Here is a 17,283-nt window from a genome sequence, read left to right as displayed (position 1 = left end):
GTCAACACTCAAAAGAAGCCGCAAGCAGGTTGCTCGCCGAAAAATAGCGGGGGAGTTTACCTGATCGGCGACCTACCCGTCACGCCCATGCGGCGGAAGGCAGAAACGAAAAAGGGCGGCCAATGGCCGCCCTCTCCTACTGCAACTGCTTTACTCGGCCAGCTTGAAGGTAATGAAGCTGGCGCGCCCCTGACGCAGGACACGCATGGACACCGAACGATTCTTCGGCAGGTCCTTGGCAACCTGGGTGAACGCCTTGGCAGAAGTGATGGCCTGATTGTTCAGGTGGGTAATCACATCACCCGGACGCAGCCCCATCATGGCAGCCGGACCATCCTGGACTTCCTTGATCACTACGCCGCCCTGGATATCCAGGGACTTTTTCTGCTCATCGGTCAACTCGACCACGCTCACACCGAGGCGATTACTGCTGCGCTCGACGCCGTCGCCGGTCGCGGCCGCCATTCCATCGCCATCCTCCGGAAGCGCGCCAATGGCCATGTCGAGCGACTTGCGGCTACCGCCACGCACTACATCGAGCTTGATCTTGCTACCCGGCTTGAGGTTACCCACCAGATGCGGCAGGTCGGCGGAAACCACGATGGGCTGGCCGTTCATGCTGAGAATGACGTCACCAACCTGCAGACCGCCCTTGGCCGCCGGACCACCTTCCTGGACCTGGGCAACCAGGGCACCGGCCGGCTTGTCCAGGCCGAAGGATTCGGCCAGGTCCTTGTTCACTTCCTGAATCACGACGCCCAGCCAACCGCGGCTGACCTTGCCTTCGGACTTGAGCTGGTCGGCCACGCTCATGGCCACGTCGATCGGGATGGCGAACGACAACCCCATGAAGCCACCGGAGCGGGTGAATATCTGGGAGTTGATGCCGACCACTTCGCCATCCAGGTTGAACAGCGGACCACCGGAGTTACCCGGGTTGATGGCTACGTCGGTCTGGATGAACGGTACATAGTTCTCGTTCGGCAGGCTGCGCCCCTTGGCACTGACGATACCGGCGGTCACCGAATGATCGAAGCCGAAGGGCGAACCAATGGCCAGCACCCAGCTTCCCACCTTGAGCTCGTCGGATTTGCCGATCTTCACGATTGGCAGATCCTTGCCCTCGACCTTCAGCAGCGCCACGTCGGTACGCGGATCAGCACCGATCAGCTTGGCTTCCAACTCACTACGATCAGACAGACGCACGATGATCTCGTCGGCATCAGCCACCACATGGTTATTGGTCAGGACATAGCCGTCCTTGGAAATAATGAATCCGGAACCGAGGGACTGCGCCTCGCGCTGGCGGCCACCCTGGGGATTGCGCGGCACTTGCGGCATGTTGCGCTCGAAGAACTCGCGCAGCATGGGCGGCAGGCCTTCCAGGTCAGGCATTACCTGGGCACCGGCCGCACCGCGCTGGGGCAGTTTCTGCCGGGTACTGATGTTGACGACTGCCGGGGACGCCTCTTCGACCAGAGGCGTAAAGTCCGGCAGTTCGGCACGGGCCACGAGGGTTTGACCGAGCAGCAGCAAGGCTGCCACGGCGGTCATGCAGGATTTGAGGTTAAGCATCGACATACAGCTCCCGTCGCATAACGAGTGGTATGAACTCACCGGGCCGCCCGGCCCTGCGAGCAAAACAGAAACACAAAAGCAAAACAGGCCGGGAGCATCAGCTCCAGGCCCGGTGGAACATCGTGAAAAAGACAAGGCGGGAGCCTGGGCTCCCGCACTGCAATTCGGACGCAGATCCTGTAGCAGGGATCATTGTGTCGCAGTGGCCTCCGCTGCCCGCATGGACAGGGCAACCCGTTCGGCCGTTCCCAATGGAATCTCACCGACTACGGTCACCATAACGTCGCCATCTGGCGTACTGACCCGTTTGGACACCATGACTGTCGGCCCTAGCTGACTGCGCGCATCTTCGACGACGGCTCCATGCAGCGGCTCGAGGAATACCGAGAAGCGCGCCAGCCCGTCACTGTAGAGCAGGCTGGACACAGAGTCGGAGGACACCGGACTACGACGCTCCTGGGCACTGGAGAGGCTGAATCCCGGCGGCAGCCATTCGGAACGCCAGTGGGCCGGCTTATCGCCCGGCGCCTCGGTGAGCCGTACAGCCTTGCAAGCGGAGCTGGGCTGCACATCGGCATCAGCCGGAGTCCCAGCGGTATCGATGTTGGTAAACTGGAAGCGTTCCAGAAGCTGCCCCTTGTCGCTGAGGAGCAGGGACTTGAGCGGCAGGCCGGTATCCCGGTCCAGATGCAACTCGAAGCCATAACGATGCTGATCACGCGGGGTCAGGGTCAGCACCGTGGCCGGCCGCCCGGCTACACGTGACTCACCCGCCAGGCGCAGGTCATACCATTCGGAAAGCTGCTTGGCGTCGAGCGCCCTGGCAGGCCAGACTTGGCCATCGGACAACTGATCGGAAAGGGAACCACCCATGCACTGGGTGCGGCCATTAACCCGCACCACTTCCTGGGCCGGCCCATCGAGCTGTAGAAGACGCTCGCGCACCTCCCCACCCTGCTGGACCTGATGCCAGACTTTATGGGTGGAGAAGCTCCCATTTCGCTCGTAGACGAACGTTCCCTGGAAACTCTGGCGCTGCTCCGCGTCAGCGAGGCGCTGCAGCCAGTCCTGAGCGTCGGCGGCTAGAGCTGGTTGAGCCAACCAGCCGCCAAGCAAGATGATTACCGGTAGTGCGCGCATGTTCCTCCTCAGCGGCTCTCCAGACTGGCAGCGCGGGCGTATGGCAGAGCACTATCGCTACCGCTCATGGCCGCCTGCTGCGCGTGTTGCCGCAGGTAAGCCGGCAAGCGCTTCTCATGCCAACCAGAAGACGACTGGGTCGCGCCGATGGGCTGCTGCACCTGCTGGGCATCCTCACTATAGCCAGCCAGCACGGCACCTTGCTGGGCCTGCGGCATGACCATGGCGGGTTGGCCAGCTTGCTGCTGCGCCAGTTGCTGGGTACCTGCGGCTTCGTCCTGGTTGTACAGGCGCACACCTGCCAACACGGCCACAGTCACCGATGCGGCAACAGCAAGGCGACCCAGACTACGCCATGGCCCCCGAACCACCTTGACCGGCGGCGCGGCGTCCTCGGCCAGGGCAGCCGATACGGCAGCTGCGATGTCCAGGCGCGGCTCCAGTAGCTCCTTGTGCATCACGGCCCGAGCAATCTGGTAACGCGACCAGGTTGCCCGCAACTCTTGATCTTCGCTGGCGGCGAGAACTCGACGCAGCTCCAGTTCGTCCGCCTCGTTATCCATCACCGCGGACAGCGATTCCTGCAAAGCTTCACGACTCATGGCGGTTCCCCTCTTGGCTGTCGCCGCTGTCTCAGGTTCCATGCAACAGAGGTTGCAAGGCTTTATCGATGGCTTCCCGCGCCCTGAAGATGCGGGATCGCACAGTACCGACCGGACACTGCATGACACTCGCAATGTCTTCGTAACTAAGTCCGTCGAACTCACGCAAGGTCAACGCCGTACGCAAGTCTTCTGGCAGTTGCTGGATGCTCCGGTGCACTGTGGCCTCGATCTCGTCGCGGAGCAGGGCTCGCTCTGGCGACTCGATATCCTTGAGGGCGTGGTCGCCGTCATAAAACTCGGCGTCCTCAGCACTTACATCGCTATCTGGCGGGCGTCTGCCACGCGCTACCAGATGGTTCTTCGCCGTGTTGATGGCGATACGGTACAGCCACGTATAAAACGCACTGTCGCCGCGGAAGTTTCCGAGCGCACGATAAGCCTTGATGAAGGCTTCCTGGGCTACGTCCTGGGCTTCCTGGGCGTCGTGCACGAACCGCACGATCAACCCGAGAATCTTGTGCTGGTATTTCAGCACCAGCAGATCGAAAGCCCGCTTGTCGCCTCGCTGCACCCGTTCGACCAGTTGCTGATCCTCTTCCTGGGTTAGCATGAACACTCCTCATCGATCTCGAAGGGGTGTTGCGCCAGCCAGTGGATCGGCTTGCCAAAATAGACTCGGGCGTTGCGCAAAAGTTCTCCCCTCCAAGCAAGCTTCCTGCAGATTGTTTTTTCATCTGCACGGAATGACGCAGCAGGGCTCGCGGCCGTGCTGCGCCGAATATAAGTCGCTTGATCTACAGGCATCCGGGTTGCACAGTTCAAGTGCATTCGTTGCATGAGTGTAAGCAAGCACCGTCTCTTCAAAATGGTGACCCTGAATGGAACCCGAACGACTAAAAAAGTTCCGTAGCACCATGCATGGTCATAAGCGCGCTATTGTGCCGTCCACCCCAGCTATATACTAGCCGCCGCTTTTTTCGCGGGAACCGACATGAGCCAACATTTCCAGCATGACGTACTGGTCATCGGCAGCGGCGCCGCCGGCCTGACCCTGGCCCTTACCCTGCCCTCGCACCTGAACATCGTGGTCCTGAGCAAGGCCGATCTCAGCAATGGTTCGACCTATTGGGCCCAAGGTGGTGTCGCCGCCGTGCTGGATGATACCGACACCGTTGACTCCCACGTCGAGGACACCCTCGTGGCCGGTGCCGGCCTGTGTCGCGAAGACGCCGTGCGCTTCACGGTAGAACACAGCCGCGCGGCCATCCAATGGCTGATCGACCAGGGCGTGCCGTTCACCCGCGACGACGAAAGCGCCCGCGAAGACGGCGGCTTCGAGTTCCACCTGACCCGCGAAGGCGGTCACAGCCATCGGCGCATCATCCATGCCGCCGACGCCACCGGCGCCGCCATCTTCAATACGCTGCTGGAACAGGCCAAGAAACGGCCCAACATCCAGTTGCTGGAGCAACGGGTGGCCGTCGACCTGATCACCGAGCGCAAGCTCGGCCGCGAGGGCCAGCGCTGCCTGGGCGCGTATGTACTGAACCGCAACAATGGTGAAGTGGATACCTTTCACGCCCGCTTCACGGTGCTCGCCTCCGGAGGCGCCGCCAAAGTCTACCTCTATACGAGCAATCCCGATGGTGCGTGCGGCGACGGTATCGCCATGGCCTGGCGCGCCGGCTGCCGGGTAGGCAACCTGGAGTTCAACCAGTTCCACCCCACCTGCCTCTATCACCCGCAAGCCAAGAGTTTCCTGATCACAGAAGCGGTACGGGGCGAGGGTGGACTGCTCAAGCTGCCCAACGGCGAGCGCTTCATGCAGCGCTTCCATCCGCGTGCCGAACTGGCCCCGCGCGATGTCGTGGCCCGGGCCATCGACCATGAGATGAAGCGCCTCGGCGTGGACTGCGTCTATCTGGACATCAGCCACAAACCAGCCGAGTTCGTGAAGAGCCACTTCCCCACTGTCTACGAACGCTGCCTGGACTTCGGCATCGACATCACCCGCGAGCCCATCCCGGTAGTTCCCGCGGCCCACTACACTTGCGGCGGCGTGGTGGTGGACAAGTTCGGGCGCACTGACATTCCCGGTCTCTACGCCATTGGCGAGACCAGCTTCACCGGCCTGCACGGTGCCAACCGCATGGCCAGCAACTCCCTGCTGGAGTGCTTCGTCTACGGCCGCTCGGCAGCGGAAGACATGCTCGGCCAGTTGGAGGCTGTACAAATGCCCACCAACCTGCCGACCTGGGACGCCAGCCAGGTAACCGACTCGGACGAGGACGTGATCATCGCCCACAACTGGGACGAACTGCGGCGCTTCATGTGGGACTACGTGGGCATCGTGCGTACCAACAAGCGCCTGCAGCGCGCCCAGCACCGGGTACGCCTGCTGCTCAGTGAAATCGACGAGTTCTACAGCAACTACAAAGTCAGCCGCGACCTGATCGAACTGCGCAACCTGGCGCAGGTGGCGGAACTGATCATCCGCTCTGCCATGCAACGCCACGAGAGCCGTGGCCTGCACTACACACTGGATTATCCGGACCTGCTTCCGGAAGCCAGGGACACTATCCTGGCTCCGTCCACCTTCGGCGACTGAATCCCAGCCTCACCCGCAACCGGCGGTGCTGCTCCCGATCGAGCGCATCCGCCGGAATGCATAAACCACCGCTCCGGAGCGTTCCTGGAACCCGAAAGCGCAGGATCACCGCCAGCGGTAACGCCATGCTGTCAGGGCGCAAGCGCACCGGCGTCCAGCCATCCACAGCTCGCCATAACTGCCAGCCATCGTCGTTCAGGCGTAATCCGGTAAAAGCCTTGGGGGACGTCAGGAGAATCTGCCTGGGCAGGCACCAGGCTGCGTGAGCCACGCAGGCAAGAAGGCCGCCCATCCGCGCCCAATGCGGTATGTCGGCAAGCGACAAGGCCAGAACGGCCAGGAATGACAGGATCAGGTAGAGCACCAGCAGGCGCCGCGACGGGCGCCAGTGGCATTCGAAGGCGTTACTTGGGCTGGACACGGTCCAGAATCATGCGAACCATGCGGCGCAAATCCGCATTTTCCGGCTCACCGCGCTGCATGAACCAGCCGAACATGTCCTGGTCTTCGCATTCCAGCAGTTTGCGGTAGCGGGCCTGGTCTTCGGCGTCGAGACTCGGATAGACCTCCTTCACGAAGGGGACGAGGAGCACGTCCAGTTCAAGCATGCCGCGACGGCTGTGCCAGAAGAGTCGGTTCAGTTCAATTGAGTCGGCCATCACAGCGCCTCCAGGAATGAGGCGCGCATTATAACCACAGCCGCCGCCCCGGGCACCCGCTGACAAGCCACCGGCGGGACTCTATGATGGCGCCCCAGACTTTTATCCAGCGATCCGCAATGGCCGACTCAGCATTCTTCTGTCCGCTCACCCATGAAGGCCTGCTCGCCGTCCGCGGCGTGGATGCCGCGAAATTCCTCCAGGGCCAGGTTACCTGCAACCTCAACTACCTGGACCAGGCCACCAGCAGCCTGGGCGCCCGTTGCACGCCAAAGGGCCGGATGACGTCCAGCTTCCGCATCCTCATCGAAGGCGAGGGTCTTCTCCTGGCCATGGCCAACGAGCTGGTCGAAACCCAACTGGCCGACCTGAAGAAATATGCCGTCTTCTCCAAGTCCACCTTGACCGACGAAAGCGCTGACTGGGTACGGTTTGGGCTCAGCCAGGGGGATGGGGTGCTACTTGCCCTGGGTCTCGACCTGCCACAGACCTCCGACAGCGTCGCCCGTGAGGGCAAGCTGATTGCCGTGCGCCTGGCCGACGGCCGCGTTGAGCTCTGGGCGCCCAAAGCCGAAGCCGCCACTCTGGAAGCCCGCCTGGCTGCGCAGCTGCCGCAAGCGCCGCTGGATGCCTGGCTGCTGGCCCAGGTGCGCGCTGGCATTGGCCAAGTGTTCGGCGCCACCCGCGAGCAGTTCATTCCGCAGATGATCAATCTCCAGGCCCTGGGCGGCGTCAGCTTCAAGAAAGGCTGCTATACGGGCCAGGAAATCGTTGCCCGCATGCAGTACCTGGGCAAACTCAAGCGCCGCCTCTACCGACTGGCTCTGGCCGCGGGCGAGCTGCCCCAGGCCGGCGCCGAACTTTATTCCCCGGTACACCAGAGCTCCGTGGGCGAAGTGGTGCTGGCAGCCCCGGCGCCGAACGGCTGCGAACTGCTCGCCGTGCTTCAGGAAGACGCCGTGAGCGATGGCCGCATCCACCTCGGCACCGCCGATGGCCCGGCACTAAACCTGCTCGACCTGCCCTATACCCTGGACGCCGACCGCGAAATTCAACGCTAGGTTTGTACGAAAGGCCGCCGAGCGAGCTCAGGCAAGGCGAAGTCGGCCGAAGAAGCACGGTTTGCATGTTGTAAATGAGCCTTCTGAGACCGACTTCAACGCAGCATCACTGAGCGCAGGCACTTTTCGTACATCACCTCCCCCTTCCGGCCACTGACGAGACATTCAATGAGCAAGCTTGCCGACAAAGTCCTACAAGACCTCACCAAAGCCATCGAATGCGATGAACTGGTGCTGCCGACCCTGCCGGAAGTGGCGCTGAAGGTGCGCGAAACTGCCGAAGACCCGAACTCCGGCATCCAGGACCTGGCCAAGGTCATCGGCAACGACGCCGCGCTGACCGCCCGAATCATCAAGGTGGTGAATAGCCCGCTGCTGCGTACCAGCAAGGAAATCACCGACCTGCAGATGGCTATCAGCCGTCTCGGCATCAACTACACCAGCAACCTCGCCACAGGCCTGGCCATGGAGCAGATGTTCCAGGCCACCACCGATGTGGTCGACCGCAAGATGCGCGAGGTCTGGAACAAGAGCACTGAAATCGCTGGAATCTGCCACGTGCTCTGCCGCCACTACACCCGCCTGATGCCCGACCAGGCCACCCTGGCCGGTCTGGTGCACCAGATTGGCGTACTGCCAATCCTCACCTATGCCGAAGAGCACAACGAGTTGCTGGCGGACTCCATCAGCCTCAACCACGTGATCGAGCGTATTCACCCGCTCATCGGCGACCGCATCCTGCGCGCCTGGGAATTCCCCGAGCCGATCGCCGCGGTTCCCAGCCAATACCTGGACTTCAGCCGCAACTCGGCCCGCGTCGACTACATCGACATCGTCCAGGTCGCCACCCTGCAGAGCTACCTCGGCAGCGAGCATCCCTACACCCAGCTGGACTGGGCCAATGTGCCCGCCTTCGCCAAGCTCGGCCTCGACCCGAACGTCGACATGCAGGCTGACGAAGACCTCTCTGCCGCCATGGAAGCGGCCATGGGCATGCTCCAGTAAACACCCACGCGCATTCATCCATCCGGCGCTAGACTCAGCCTTCTTCTGACGTCGCTGGATGGATCCGGATGCGCGTACTCCTTCTCGCCCTCTGCCTGCTGTGCCACTGCTTCGCCGCCGCGGAAGAGCTTCGCCTGACCAACGGCGAATGGGCGCCCTACCTTGGGGCCAAGCTACCTCACCAGGGCGTGGCATCGCGCATAGTCGAAGAAGCGTTCGCCCTGGAGGGCGTCAAGGTGCAGTGGGAGTTCTATCCCTGGGCCCGCTCGATGCACCTGGCCGAACGCGGCGAGCGCGCCGGCACCGCCGTCTGGCTGCGCAGCCCGGAACGGGAGCAACGCTTTTTCATCAGTGACCCGGTCGTGGAAAGCAGCTACTACCTCTTCCACCGTAAGGATCGCCCCCTCGACTGGACACACATCGCCGACCTCAAGGGAGTACGCCTGGGCGGCGCAATTGGCTATGACTACGGGACGACCTTCCAGCAGGCCGAGCGCAGCGGCCAGATCCAGGTCAAGCGCCTGAGCGGCGAGGAACAGGGCCTGCGCATGGTGCTTGCCGGACGGCTCGACGCATTTCCCATGGACAAGGTGGTCGCCTTCGCCCTGCTCAATGACAGGTTCAGCTCCACCGATCGCAAGCAAATGAGCTTCCATCCGCTGCCGCTGCGCAGCGACAGCCTGCACCTGATGCTCTCCCGCGAGGTGCCCGGCAATGCCGAGCTGATCGTCCGCTTCAACCAGGGTCTGGCCCGATTGCGCGAAAGCGGCAAGGTTGCCCAGTACCTGATGGAAGTCCAGCAGCCGCTGAGCCTGGCGCCTTGAATGTAGGGGCGATTTCAATCGCCAAGCAATCCGCAGGTTCGCCCAGCAAACTAAAGGGGGGCAGCTGCACCGCCCTTGGCGAATGAGTTCCCCCCCACAGGGGTTTAGCCTCGATACCAAATCAGGCCGGAGGGAAACTCACCCGTACCTTCAATCCGCCGCTGTCGCCATCGTGCAGGCTGATCTCCGCCTGATGGGCGCGGCAGATCTCACCGACGATGGCCAGACCCAGCCCTGCGCCGCCACTCTGGGCATTGCGGCGATAGAAGCGCTGGAACACCTTGTCGCGCTCCTCCGGTGGAATACCGCTGCCGTCGTCTTCGACTTCCAGCAAAGCAGGAGAACGCACCCGAAGGATCACATTGCCGCCCTTGGGCGTATGGGCCAGTGCGTTGTCCACCAGGTTGCAGAGCAGTTCATTGAGCAAGGTCGGCTCGCCCATTACCCAGACCTGATCTTCCGCCTCCAGGGCGAGTGCGATACCACGTGCGTGCGCCAGGGGCGCCAGCGCCATGCCCAGTTCCCGGGCCAGTTGGCCCAGTTCGATGCGCTCAGCACCGCCTTCGGCAATGGCCCGCGCACCGCTTTCGATACGTGCCAGGGACAACAACTGATTGGCCAGGTGGGTCAGGCGGTCGGTGTTCTGCGCCGCCTCCTCAAGGGTCGAGCGCCAAACCGCCGGTTCGTGCTCACGCAAGCCTAACTCCACCCGGGCCTTGAGGGCGGCCAGCGGCGTACGCAATTCGTGGGAAGCGTCGGCAATGAAGTCCGCCTGGCGCTGGAACAGCCCGCGCAGACGTTCGGTGAACTGATTCAGCGCATCCACCAGTGGACGCAATTCGCGCTGTACCGCCACTTCCGGCAACGGGCGAAGATCATCCACCTGACGCTCTTCCACCGCCAGGCGCAACTTGTTCAGCGGCCGGAGCGCAGCGCTAACCGCCAGCCAGACCAGCACTAGCGCCGCCACTACCAGCAACACCAGGCGCCACAGACTATCCACCAGCAGCCCCCTCGCCAGGCGCTCCCGTGCGCTTTCGGTTTCGGCCACGCGGATCTCCGCGATGCCATTCAGCCTGGGCTCGCTCACCGGCTGCAGCAGGCTTACCACCCGCACGCCTGTGCCTTCGTACTCGGCATCATAGAAGCGCGCCAGCGCCGGGTAATCGTCCGTACGAGGCGTACCCGGCGGCGGTGCCGGCAGGTGGTCGTAGCCGGAAACCAGCTTCCCGTCCGGGTCGATCACCTGGTAGAAAATGCGGCCGGCGCTGTCGTACGCGAAGACATCGAGCGCCACATAGGGCACGTCGGCCTTCAGGCGACCATCGGTCTCGTAGAGGCCATCGGCGATGGCTCGCGCCGAAGCCAGCAGAGTGCGGTCGTAGGCAGTATCGGCGGCTTCGCGGGCATTCCAGTAGGAACTCAGGCTGGCGATCAGCAGCAACGCACCCAGCATCAACGCCAAGCGCCGCAGCAGCCGTCCGCGCAGGCTGCCGGCTTCACGCATCCTGGCTCTCCAGCAGGTAGCCCAGGCCACGGAAAGTCACGATACGCACTGCGCTGCCCTCCAGCTTCTTGCGCAGGCGATGGATGTAGATCTCGATTGCGTCGGGACTGGCCTCCTCGTCGAGGCCGAATACCTGGGAAGCCAGTTGCTCCTTGCTCATCACTCGCCCCGGCCGGGCAATCAACGCTTCCAGCACAGACTGCTCCCGTGAGGTCAGGCTGAGGATTTCGTCCGCCAGGCTGAAGCGCCGCGTGCCCAGGTCATACACCAGGACGCCGCAGCGCTGTTGTTGCTCGCCACCGAGAACGCTACGGCGCAGCAGCGCTTTCACCCGCGCTTCCAGCTCGGTCAGTTCGAAAGGCTTGGCCAGGTAATCGTCGGCACCGAGATTCAGGCCATGGACCCGGTCCTTCACCTCTCCCCGGGCGGTCAGCATCAGCACCGGCAGCGTCTTGCCGCGTCCGCGCAAACGCGCCAGCACCTCGAAACCGTCCATGCGCGGCAAGCCAACGTCCAGCACCGCCAGCGCGTATTCCTCGCTGGCAAGTGCCAGGTCGGCGGCGACGCCGTCGTGCAATACGTCCACCGTCCAACCCGCGCCCTTGAGCACTTGGGCAACGCTCTCAGCCAACTGTGGATGGTCTTCGACCAACAGGATGCGCACGACAAATTCTCCGAAATGGCAGCGATCGCTCAGAAGTTTAACGGTGCTCCGGCCTCTGTGAACGACATGACGACTTTCTTTCACGCTGAAAGGCTGGCGAAAGTTTCACTGCATAGCATCGCGACAGGGTGGCAAGTACCACCCAATAAAAGTCGGCCCGTGGTTGCGCCGGCTTACAAGAACAACAATGGAGACCACTCGATGCTCACTGCCGCACGGCAGGCGCATGCGCCTGTTCGCACCCTCAGTCTCGCCATCGCTGGCTGCACCCTGGCCACCCAGGCCCATGCCGAGTTTTTCAAGGACAGCTCGGCGACCCTCGAAGCCCGCAACATCTACCTGAATCGCGACTTTCGCGATGGCAGTGGCCAGTCCAAGCGCGAAGAATGGGCGCAAGGCTTCATCCTCAATCTTGAATCCGGCTACACCGAAGGCACGGTCGGCGTGGGCCTCGACGCCCTTGGCATGCTCGGTATCAAGCTCGACTCAGGCCCCGGCCGCAGCGGCACGGACCTGCTTCCGGTGCAGGACGACGGCGGCACCCCGGACGAGTACAGCAAGCTCGGCCTGACCGCGAAAATCCGCGCTTCAAAGAGCGAGCTGCGGCTGGGAACGCACATTCCCGAGCTGCCGGTTGTTAAAGCCAGCGACAGCCGCATTCTGCCCCAGGTATTCGAGGGTGGGCTGCTCACTTCGAAGGAGATCAGCAACCTGACCTTCACCGGCGGGCGCCTGTCGGAGGTCAAGGATCGCGCTTCCACCAACTCCGAAGACCTGGCCATCAGCAACAAGAACAAGCGCTTCGCCGCAGCCGCCACTGGGGATCACTTCGATCTGGCCGGCGCCGATTACGCCTTCAACAAGCAGTTCACCGGCCGCTATTACTTCGCCGAACTGGACGACGTCTACCGCCAGAACTTCTTTGGCCTGCTGGCCATCCAGCCCCTCGGCGCGGGCACCCTGAGTGCCGACCTGCGCTATGCCATCAGCGCTGACGTCGGCCGAGCCGAGGCCGGCAAGGTGGACAACCGCGCCCTCAACGGCATGGTCAGCTACGGCCAGGGCAGCCACAAGTTCGGCCTGGGCTACCAGCGCATGAGCGGCGACACCGGCTTCGCCTACATCGACGGCAGCGACCCGTTCCTCATCAACTTCGTGCAGATCAACGACTTCGCCAATGCCGACCAACGCTCCTGGCAAGCCCGCTATGACCTGGACTTTGCCGCCATGGGCGTGCCGGGCCTGAGCTTCATGACCCGCTACATCACCAGCGACAACGCCGAGGTCACCAACAGCCTTGAAGAAGGCCGCGAGTGGGAACGCGATGTCGAGTTCAAGTACGTGGTGCCGAGCGGCAGCCTTAAGAACCTCACCTTCCGCGCCCGCCACGCAGGATTCCGCTCCACCTTGGCCCGCGATGCGGATGAACTGCGCCTGATCGTCAGTTACGCACTGCCGATCTGGTGAACCACAATAAAACTCCACAGGAGAACCCCCGATGAAAACCGCCCTCTCCCGCATCGCCCTGATCACCTCCGGCCTGTTGCTGTCCACCCAGTTGATGGCCGAGCCCAAGCGTCCCGAATGCATCGCCCCGGCCAAACCCGGCGGTGGCTTCGACCTCACCTGCAAGCTGGCACAGAGTGGTCTGAAGGATGAAGGCCTGCTCAAGGCCCCCATGCGAGTGACCTACATGCCAGGCGGCGTCGGCGCCGTGGCCTACAACGCAGTGGTAGCCCAGCGACCGAAGGACGCCGGCACCATCACCGCATTCTCATCCGGTTCCCTGCTGAACCTCGCCCAAGGCAAGTTCGGCCGCTATGACGAGAACGCGGTGCGTTGGCTGGCAGGCATCGGCACCGATTACGGCGCAATCTCCGTACGCGCCGACTCACCCTACAAGACCCTGGCCGAGCTGGTCGAAGCGGTGAAGAAAGACCCGGCCGCCATCGTCTTCGGCGCTGGCGCCACCATTGGCGGCCAGGACTGGATGCAGACGGCGCTGATCGCCCGCGCTGCCGGTATCGACCCGCAGAAGCTGCGCTACGTGGCCTTTGAGGGCGGTGGCGAGACCCTTACCGCCATGCTCGGTGGCCACGTACAGGTCACCAGCAGCGGCCTGGGCGAAATCACACCGCAGCTCGCCGCCGGCAAGATCCGAATCCTCGCGGTACTGTCCGATCAGCGCCTGCCAGGCAAGTTGGCGGAGATTCCCACTGCCAAGGAACAGGGGTTCGACATCGTCTGGCCGGTGATCCGCGGCTTCTACATGGGCCCGGAAGTGAGCGACGAGGACTTCAACTGGTGGAAGCAGCAGTTCGACACCCTCCTGGCCAGCGAGGAGTTCGGCAAGCTGCGTGAACAGCGCGACTTGTTCCCCCTGAGCCTCACCGGCGAACAGTTGAAGGCCTACGTCCTCGACCAGGTGAAGCAGTACAAGCAACTCGCAGGCGAATTCGGCCTGGCGCAGTAGCCCTCCCCTGAAGATCGGGTGATGCGGTCGATCCCCTCACCCACGGCCCCTCTTCCATTGGGAGAGGGGAGATCAATGACTCCTAGGTAAACCGCCATGTACGTACGAATCTTCGCTGCGGTCTGGCTGCTCGTCTGCGCCGTGCTCGCCGTGGTCGCCTGGGGCTTCCAGGCCCCCTTCAGCTATGACCCGGTCGGCCCGCGTGCCTACCCCCTGCTGCTGCTGTTCCTGATGGTCACGGCCGCGCTATGGCTGATCTACAAGCCGGGCGATGCCGACAGTCTGCCGATTTCCTGGCCACTGGCGCGCAAGGTGGCCCTCTGTGTACTCGCCCTGTTCGCCTACGCCCTGCTCTTCGAACCCCTGGGCTTCGTCGTCAGCACGTCCCTGGTCGGTTTCGGCCTCGGCCTGCTGTTCATGGGGCGACCACTGGCCAGCCTGGTCAGCGGTGTGCTGATGGGCTTGCTGCTCTACGGCCTGTTCGACTACCTGCTGGATGTCCCGCTGCCCTTGGGCCTGCTGGCATTCCTGGAGAACTGAGATGGAAACCCTGAACTTCCTGGCCCAGGGCTTCGATGTCGCCCTGCGCCCGATCAACCTGCTGGTGGCGCTGTTCGGCGCCTTCGTCGGTACCGTCGTCGGCCTGCTTCCAGGGCTGGGGCCGATCAACGGCGTGGCGATCTTGCTGCCACTGGCCTTCGCCCTCGGCCTGCCGCCGGAAACCGCGCTGATCCTGCTGGCCGCCGTGTACCTGGGCTGCGAGTACGGCGGGCGCATTTCGGCCATCCTGCTCAACGTACCGGGCGACGCCGCCGCCATCATGACCACCCTCGACGGCTACCCCCTGGCGCGCCAGGGCAAGGGCGGCATTGCCCTGTCGCTGTCGGCCATGAGCTCCTTCATCGGCAGCACCATTGCCACCATGGGCGTGGTGCTCTTCGCGCCGATCCTGGCCAACTGGGCGGTAGCCTTCGGCCCGGCGGAGTACTTCGTGCTGATGGTCTTCGCCATCGCCTGCCTGGGCGGCATGGTCGGCGACAAGCCGGTCAAGACCCTGCTCTCGGCGCTGATCGGCCTCGGCTTGGCCACGGTCGGCGTGGACGCCACCACCGGCGTGTACCGCTTCACCTTCGACAGCGTCGGTCTCTCTGACGGTATCCAGTTCGTGATCGTGGTCATCGGCCTGTTCAGCGTCAGTGAAGTGCTGCTGATGCTCGAACACACCACCACCGGCCAACAGGCGGTCAAGGCCAGCGGACGCATGCTGTTCAACTTCAAGGAGTTCACCTTCACCTGGTGGAGCAGCGTGCGCAGCTCCTTGGCTGGCTTCGTCATCGGCGTGCTGCCTGGCGCCGGCGCAACCATCGCCAGCGCCATCACCTACATGAGCGAGAAGCGCATGGCAGGTAGCTCCGGCCGCTTCGGCGAAGGCGACCTGCGTGGTGTCGCAGCTCCGGAAGCGGCCAACAATGCTTCCGCCTGCGGCTCGCTGATCCCGATGCTGACCCTCGGCGTACCGGGTTCGGGCACCACCGCCGTGATGATCGGCGCGCTGACCCTGTACAACATCACGCCCGGCCCGCTGCTGTTCGAGCAGCAGCCCGATGTTGTCTGGGGCCTGATCGCCTCATTGTTCATCGGCAACGTCATCCTGCTGGTGATGAACATCCCGTTGGTGGGCCTGTTCGCACGCATGCTCAGCGTGCCGACCTGGATCCTGGTGCCGGCGATCACCATCGTCAGCGTGGTCGGCGTCTACGCCGTGCACAGCACCACCTTCGACCTGGTGCTGATGGCCGCCCTCGGGGTGTTCGGCTATCTACTGCGCAAGATGGACTTCCCGCTGTCGTCGCTGATTCTCGGCTTCGTCCTCGGTGAACTGATGGAATCCAACCTGCGCCGCGCACTTTCCATCACCGATGGCGACCTGAGCATCCTCTGGAGCAGCCCGATCACCATCGCCCTCTGGGTGCTGACTGCGATCATGCTGGCCCTGCCGGGCATCCGCTGGATGCGCGCACGCCGCGCCAGGGCGAAGCTGGCCCATGCCTAAGTGGTTGCTGACGCCGCTGGTGGGCGCCGCCGGCGGATGGCTGGCCAGCCTGATTGGCTGGCCGTTGCCATGGATGGTGGGCTCACTGCTGGCGGTGATCGCTGCGCGCTGTATTGGCAACCTGCCGCTGACAGAAGTACCCGGCGGCCGCAAATGCGGGCAGTGGATCGTCGGCGTCGGCATCGGCCTGCATTTCACCCCGGCGGTCATCGAGCAGGTGCTGGCCAATAGCGCGATCATCCTGGTCGGTGCCGTGGCCACCACCCTCTCTAGCGTCATCGGCATCAGCCTCATGCTGCGCAGTGGCGAGGACCGCGCGACTGCGTTCTTCGCCAGCATGCCGGGCGGTGCCAGCGAGATGGTCAACCTCGGCCAGCGTAACGGTGCAGTACTCAGTCGAGTCGCCGCTGGCCAGAGCCTGCGTCTGCTTCTGGTGGTGCTGAGCGTGCCAGCGCTGTTCCAGCTGTTCGTTGGCGTCCCGGCCGTGCAGCATCCGGTTGCACAGGTCGACTGGGGTTGGCTGGCCCTTCTGCTGGCTGGCGGGGCGTTGCTGGCGATGCTGATGCAACGCTTTCACCAGCCCAATCCCTGGCTGATCGGCCCACTGCTGGTCAGCGCAGCGATGAGCATCGGCTTCGACCTGCAACTGGGCCTGCCGGAGGGCGCCAGTCAGCTCGGCCAATGGCTGATCGGCAGTGCCCTGGGTTGCCACTTCGACCGCGCATTCTTCCGCCGCGCGCCCTCCTTCATAGCCCGAACGCTACTCGCCACGTCCCTGGGCATGGCCTTTGCCGCCCTGGCGGCCGAACTGCTCGGCTGGCTGGATGGGCTCGATCATCGCTCGCTGATGCTGGGTATGATGCCGGGTGGTATCGCCGAGCTCAGCCTGACCGCAGAGGCCCTGCAGCTTTCGGTGCCGCTGGTCACCGCCCTGCAGGTGCTGCGCTTGCTATTGGTCCTGTTCCTCGCCGAGCCGGTATTCCGACACTGGCAGAAGCAAGAGACCCACGCTTAGCCCGCCTTGTGCGGGCCTTTTTTATTCTTCTGCAACATTCGATTGCAGGCACCGGTCCACTGGAAATGGGGCGCGCCTATGCTCTCCTCTA

At 63.4% G+C, this 17,283-nt stretch carries 17 protein-coding genes; 9 read left to right on the top strand and 8 right to left on the bottom strand.

Annotated features, from left to right (window positions below; genetic code table 11):
- Positions 1-150: 150 nt before the first annotated feature.
- From SA496_RS04820 to rpoE, 4 genes are all read right to left on the bottom strand, one after another.
- Positions 151-1,575 (bottom strand): DegQ family serine endoprotease, encoded by a 1,425-nt coding sequence (locus tag SA496_RS04820; RefSeq protein ID WP_120652499.1) that lies wholly within the window; start codon positions 1,573-1,575, stop codon positions 151-153.
- Positions 1,576-1,767: 192 nt separating this feature from the next.
- Positions 1,768-2,718, bottom strand: coding sequence for a MucB/RseB C-terminal domain-containing protein (locus tag SA496_RS04815; protein ID WP_120652500.1), 951 nt, complete (start codon positions 2,716-2,718; stop codon positions 1,768-1,770).
- Positions 2,719-2,726: 8 nt separating this feature from the next.
- Positions 2,727-3,320, bottom strand: a complete 594-nt coding sequence (locus SA496_RS04810; RefSeq protein ID WP_120652501.1) for an RseA family anti-sigma factor — start codon at positions 3,318-3,320, stop codon at positions 2,727-2,729.
- A 31-nt stretch (positions 3,321-3,351) separates the two neighbouring features.
- Complete coding sequence (rpoE, locus tag SA496_RS04805) at positions 3,352-3,933, bottom strand: RNA polymerase sigma factor RpoE (protein ID WP_077527424.1); 582 nt, start codon at positions 3,931-3,933, stop codon at positions 3,352-3,354.
- A 381-nt stretch (positions 3,934-4,314) separates the two neighbouring features.
- Here rpoE and nadB point away from each other — a divergent pair, with 381 nt between their 5' ends.
- Positions 4,315-5,931, top strand: a complete 1,617-nt coding sequence (gene nadB, locus SA496_RS04800; protein ID WP_120652502.1) for an L-aspartate oxidase — start codon at positions 4,315-4,317, stop codon at positions 5,929-5,931.
- On the opposite strand, the gene SA496_RS04795 is transcribed toward nadB, so the two are convergent.
- Together SA496_RS04795 and SA496_RS04790 are read right to left on the bottom strand one after the other, a co-directional pair.
- Positions 5,900-6,352 (bottom strand): protein YgfX, encoded by a 453-nt coding sequence (locus SA496_RS04795; protein WP_120652503.1) that lies wholly within the window; start codon positions 6,350-6,352, stop codon positions 5,900-5,902. The genes nadB and SA496_RS04795 overlap by 32 nt on opposite strands.
- Entirely contained in the window at positions 6,336-6,590 is a 255-nt protein-coding gene (locus tag SA496_RS04790) for an FAD assembly factor SdhE (protein ID WP_330115092.1), read from the bottom strand. The genes SA496_RS04795 and SA496_RS04790 overlap by 17 nt, the downstream gene beginning before the upstream one ends.
- A 119-nt stretch (positions 6,591-6,709) precedes the next feature.
- On the opposite strand from SA496_RS04790, the gene ygfZ reads away from it, so the two are divergent.
- The 3 genes from ygfZ (at position 6,710) to SA496_RS04775 (ending at position 9,480) form a co-directional block, all read left to right on the top strand.
- The gene (gene ygfZ / locus SA496_RS04785; RefSeq protein ID WP_120652504.1) at positions 6,710-7,651 is read left to right on the top strand and encodes a CAF17-like 4Fe-4S cluster assembly/insertion protein YgfZ; all 942 of its coding nucleotides are present in this window, start codon (positions 6,710-6,712) and stop codon (positions 7,649-7,651) included.
- 168 nt (positions 7,652-7,819) lie between these two features.
- Positions 7,820-8,656, top strand: a complete 837-nt coding sequence (locus SA496_RS04780; protein WP_120652505.1) for an HDOD domain-containing protein — start codon at positions 7,820-7,822, stop codon at positions 8,654-8,656.
- A gap of 68 nt (positions 8,657-8,724) precedes the next feature.
- Entirely contained in the window at positions 8,725-9,480 is a 756-nt protein-coding gene (locus SA496_RS04775) for a substrate-binding periplasmic protein (protein ID WP_120652506.1), read from the top strand.
- A 121-nt stretch (positions 9,481-9,601) separates the two neighbouring features.
- Here the strand turns inward: SA496_RS04775 and SA496_RS04770 are convergent, their stop codons facing one another.
- Positions 9,602-10,987, bottom strand: coding sequence for a sensor histidine kinase (locus SA496_RS04770; protein WP_120652507.1), 1,386 nt, complete (start codon positions 10,985-10,987; stop codon positions 9,602-9,604).
- Positions 10,980-11,651, bottom strand: a complete 672-nt coding sequence (locus tag SA496_RS04765; protein WP_120652508.1) for a response regulator — start codon at positions 11,649-11,651, stop codon at positions 10,980-10,982. The genes SA496_RS04770 and SA496_RS04765 overlap by 8 nt, the downstream gene beginning before the upstream one ends.
- Before the next feature lie 201 nt (positions 11,652-11,852).
- On the opposite strand from SA496_RS04765, the gene SA496_RS04760 reads away from it, so the two are divergent.
- The 5 genes from SA496_RS04760 (at position 11,853) to SA496_RS04740 (ending at position 17,192) form a co-directional block, all read left to right on the top strand.
- Positions 11,853-13,118, top strand: coding sequence for an OprD family porin (locus SA496_RS04760; RefSeq protein WP_330115091.1), 1,266 nt, complete (start codon positions 11,853-11,855; stop codon positions 13,116-13,118).
- A 31-nt stretch (positions 13,119-13,149) separates the two neighbouring features.
- Positions 13,150-14,124 carry a tripartite tricarboxylate transporter substrate binding protein gene (locus SA496_RS04755; RefSeq protein WP_120652510.1) on the top strand — a complete coding sequence of 325 codons (975 nt, stop codon included), beginning with the start codon at positions 13,150-13,152 and terminating at the stop codon, positions 14,122-14,124.
- A 96-nt stretch (positions 14,125-14,220) separates the two neighbouring features.
- Positions 14,221-14,664, top strand: a complete 444-nt coding sequence (locus SA496_RS04750) for a tripartite tricarboxylate transporter TctB family protein (RefSeq protein WP_330115090.1) — start codon at positions 14,221-14,223, stop codon at positions 14,662-14,664.
- A gap of 1 nt (position 14,665) precedes the next feature.
- The gene (locus SA496_RS04745) at positions 14,666-16,177 is read left to right on the top strand and encodes a tripartite tricarboxylate transporter permease (RefSeq protein WP_120652512.1); all 1,512 of its coding nucleotides are present in this window, start codon (positions 14,666-14,668) and stop codon (positions 16,175-16,177) included.
- The gene (locus SA496_RS04740; protein ID WP_120652513.1) at positions 16,170-17,192 is read left to right on the top strand and encodes an AbrB family transcriptional regulator; all 1,023 of its coding nucleotides are present in this window, start codon (positions 16,170-16,172) and stop codon (positions 17,190-17,192) included. The genes SA496_RS04745 and SA496_RS04740 overlap by 8 nt, the downstream gene beginning before the upstream one ends.
- Positions 17,193-17,283: the final 91 nt, after the last annotated feature.

Source organism: Pseudomonas sp. JS3066 (genome assembly GCF_036328175.1).
In the GTDB taxonomy this organism is placed as follows: domain Bacteria; phylum Pseudomonadota; class Gammaproteobacteria; order Pseudomonadales; family Pseudomonadaceae; genus Metapseudomonas.
The sequence above is the reverse complement of the archived record's forward strand: the minus strand, read 5'-3'. Positions and strand labels throughout refer to the sequence as shown.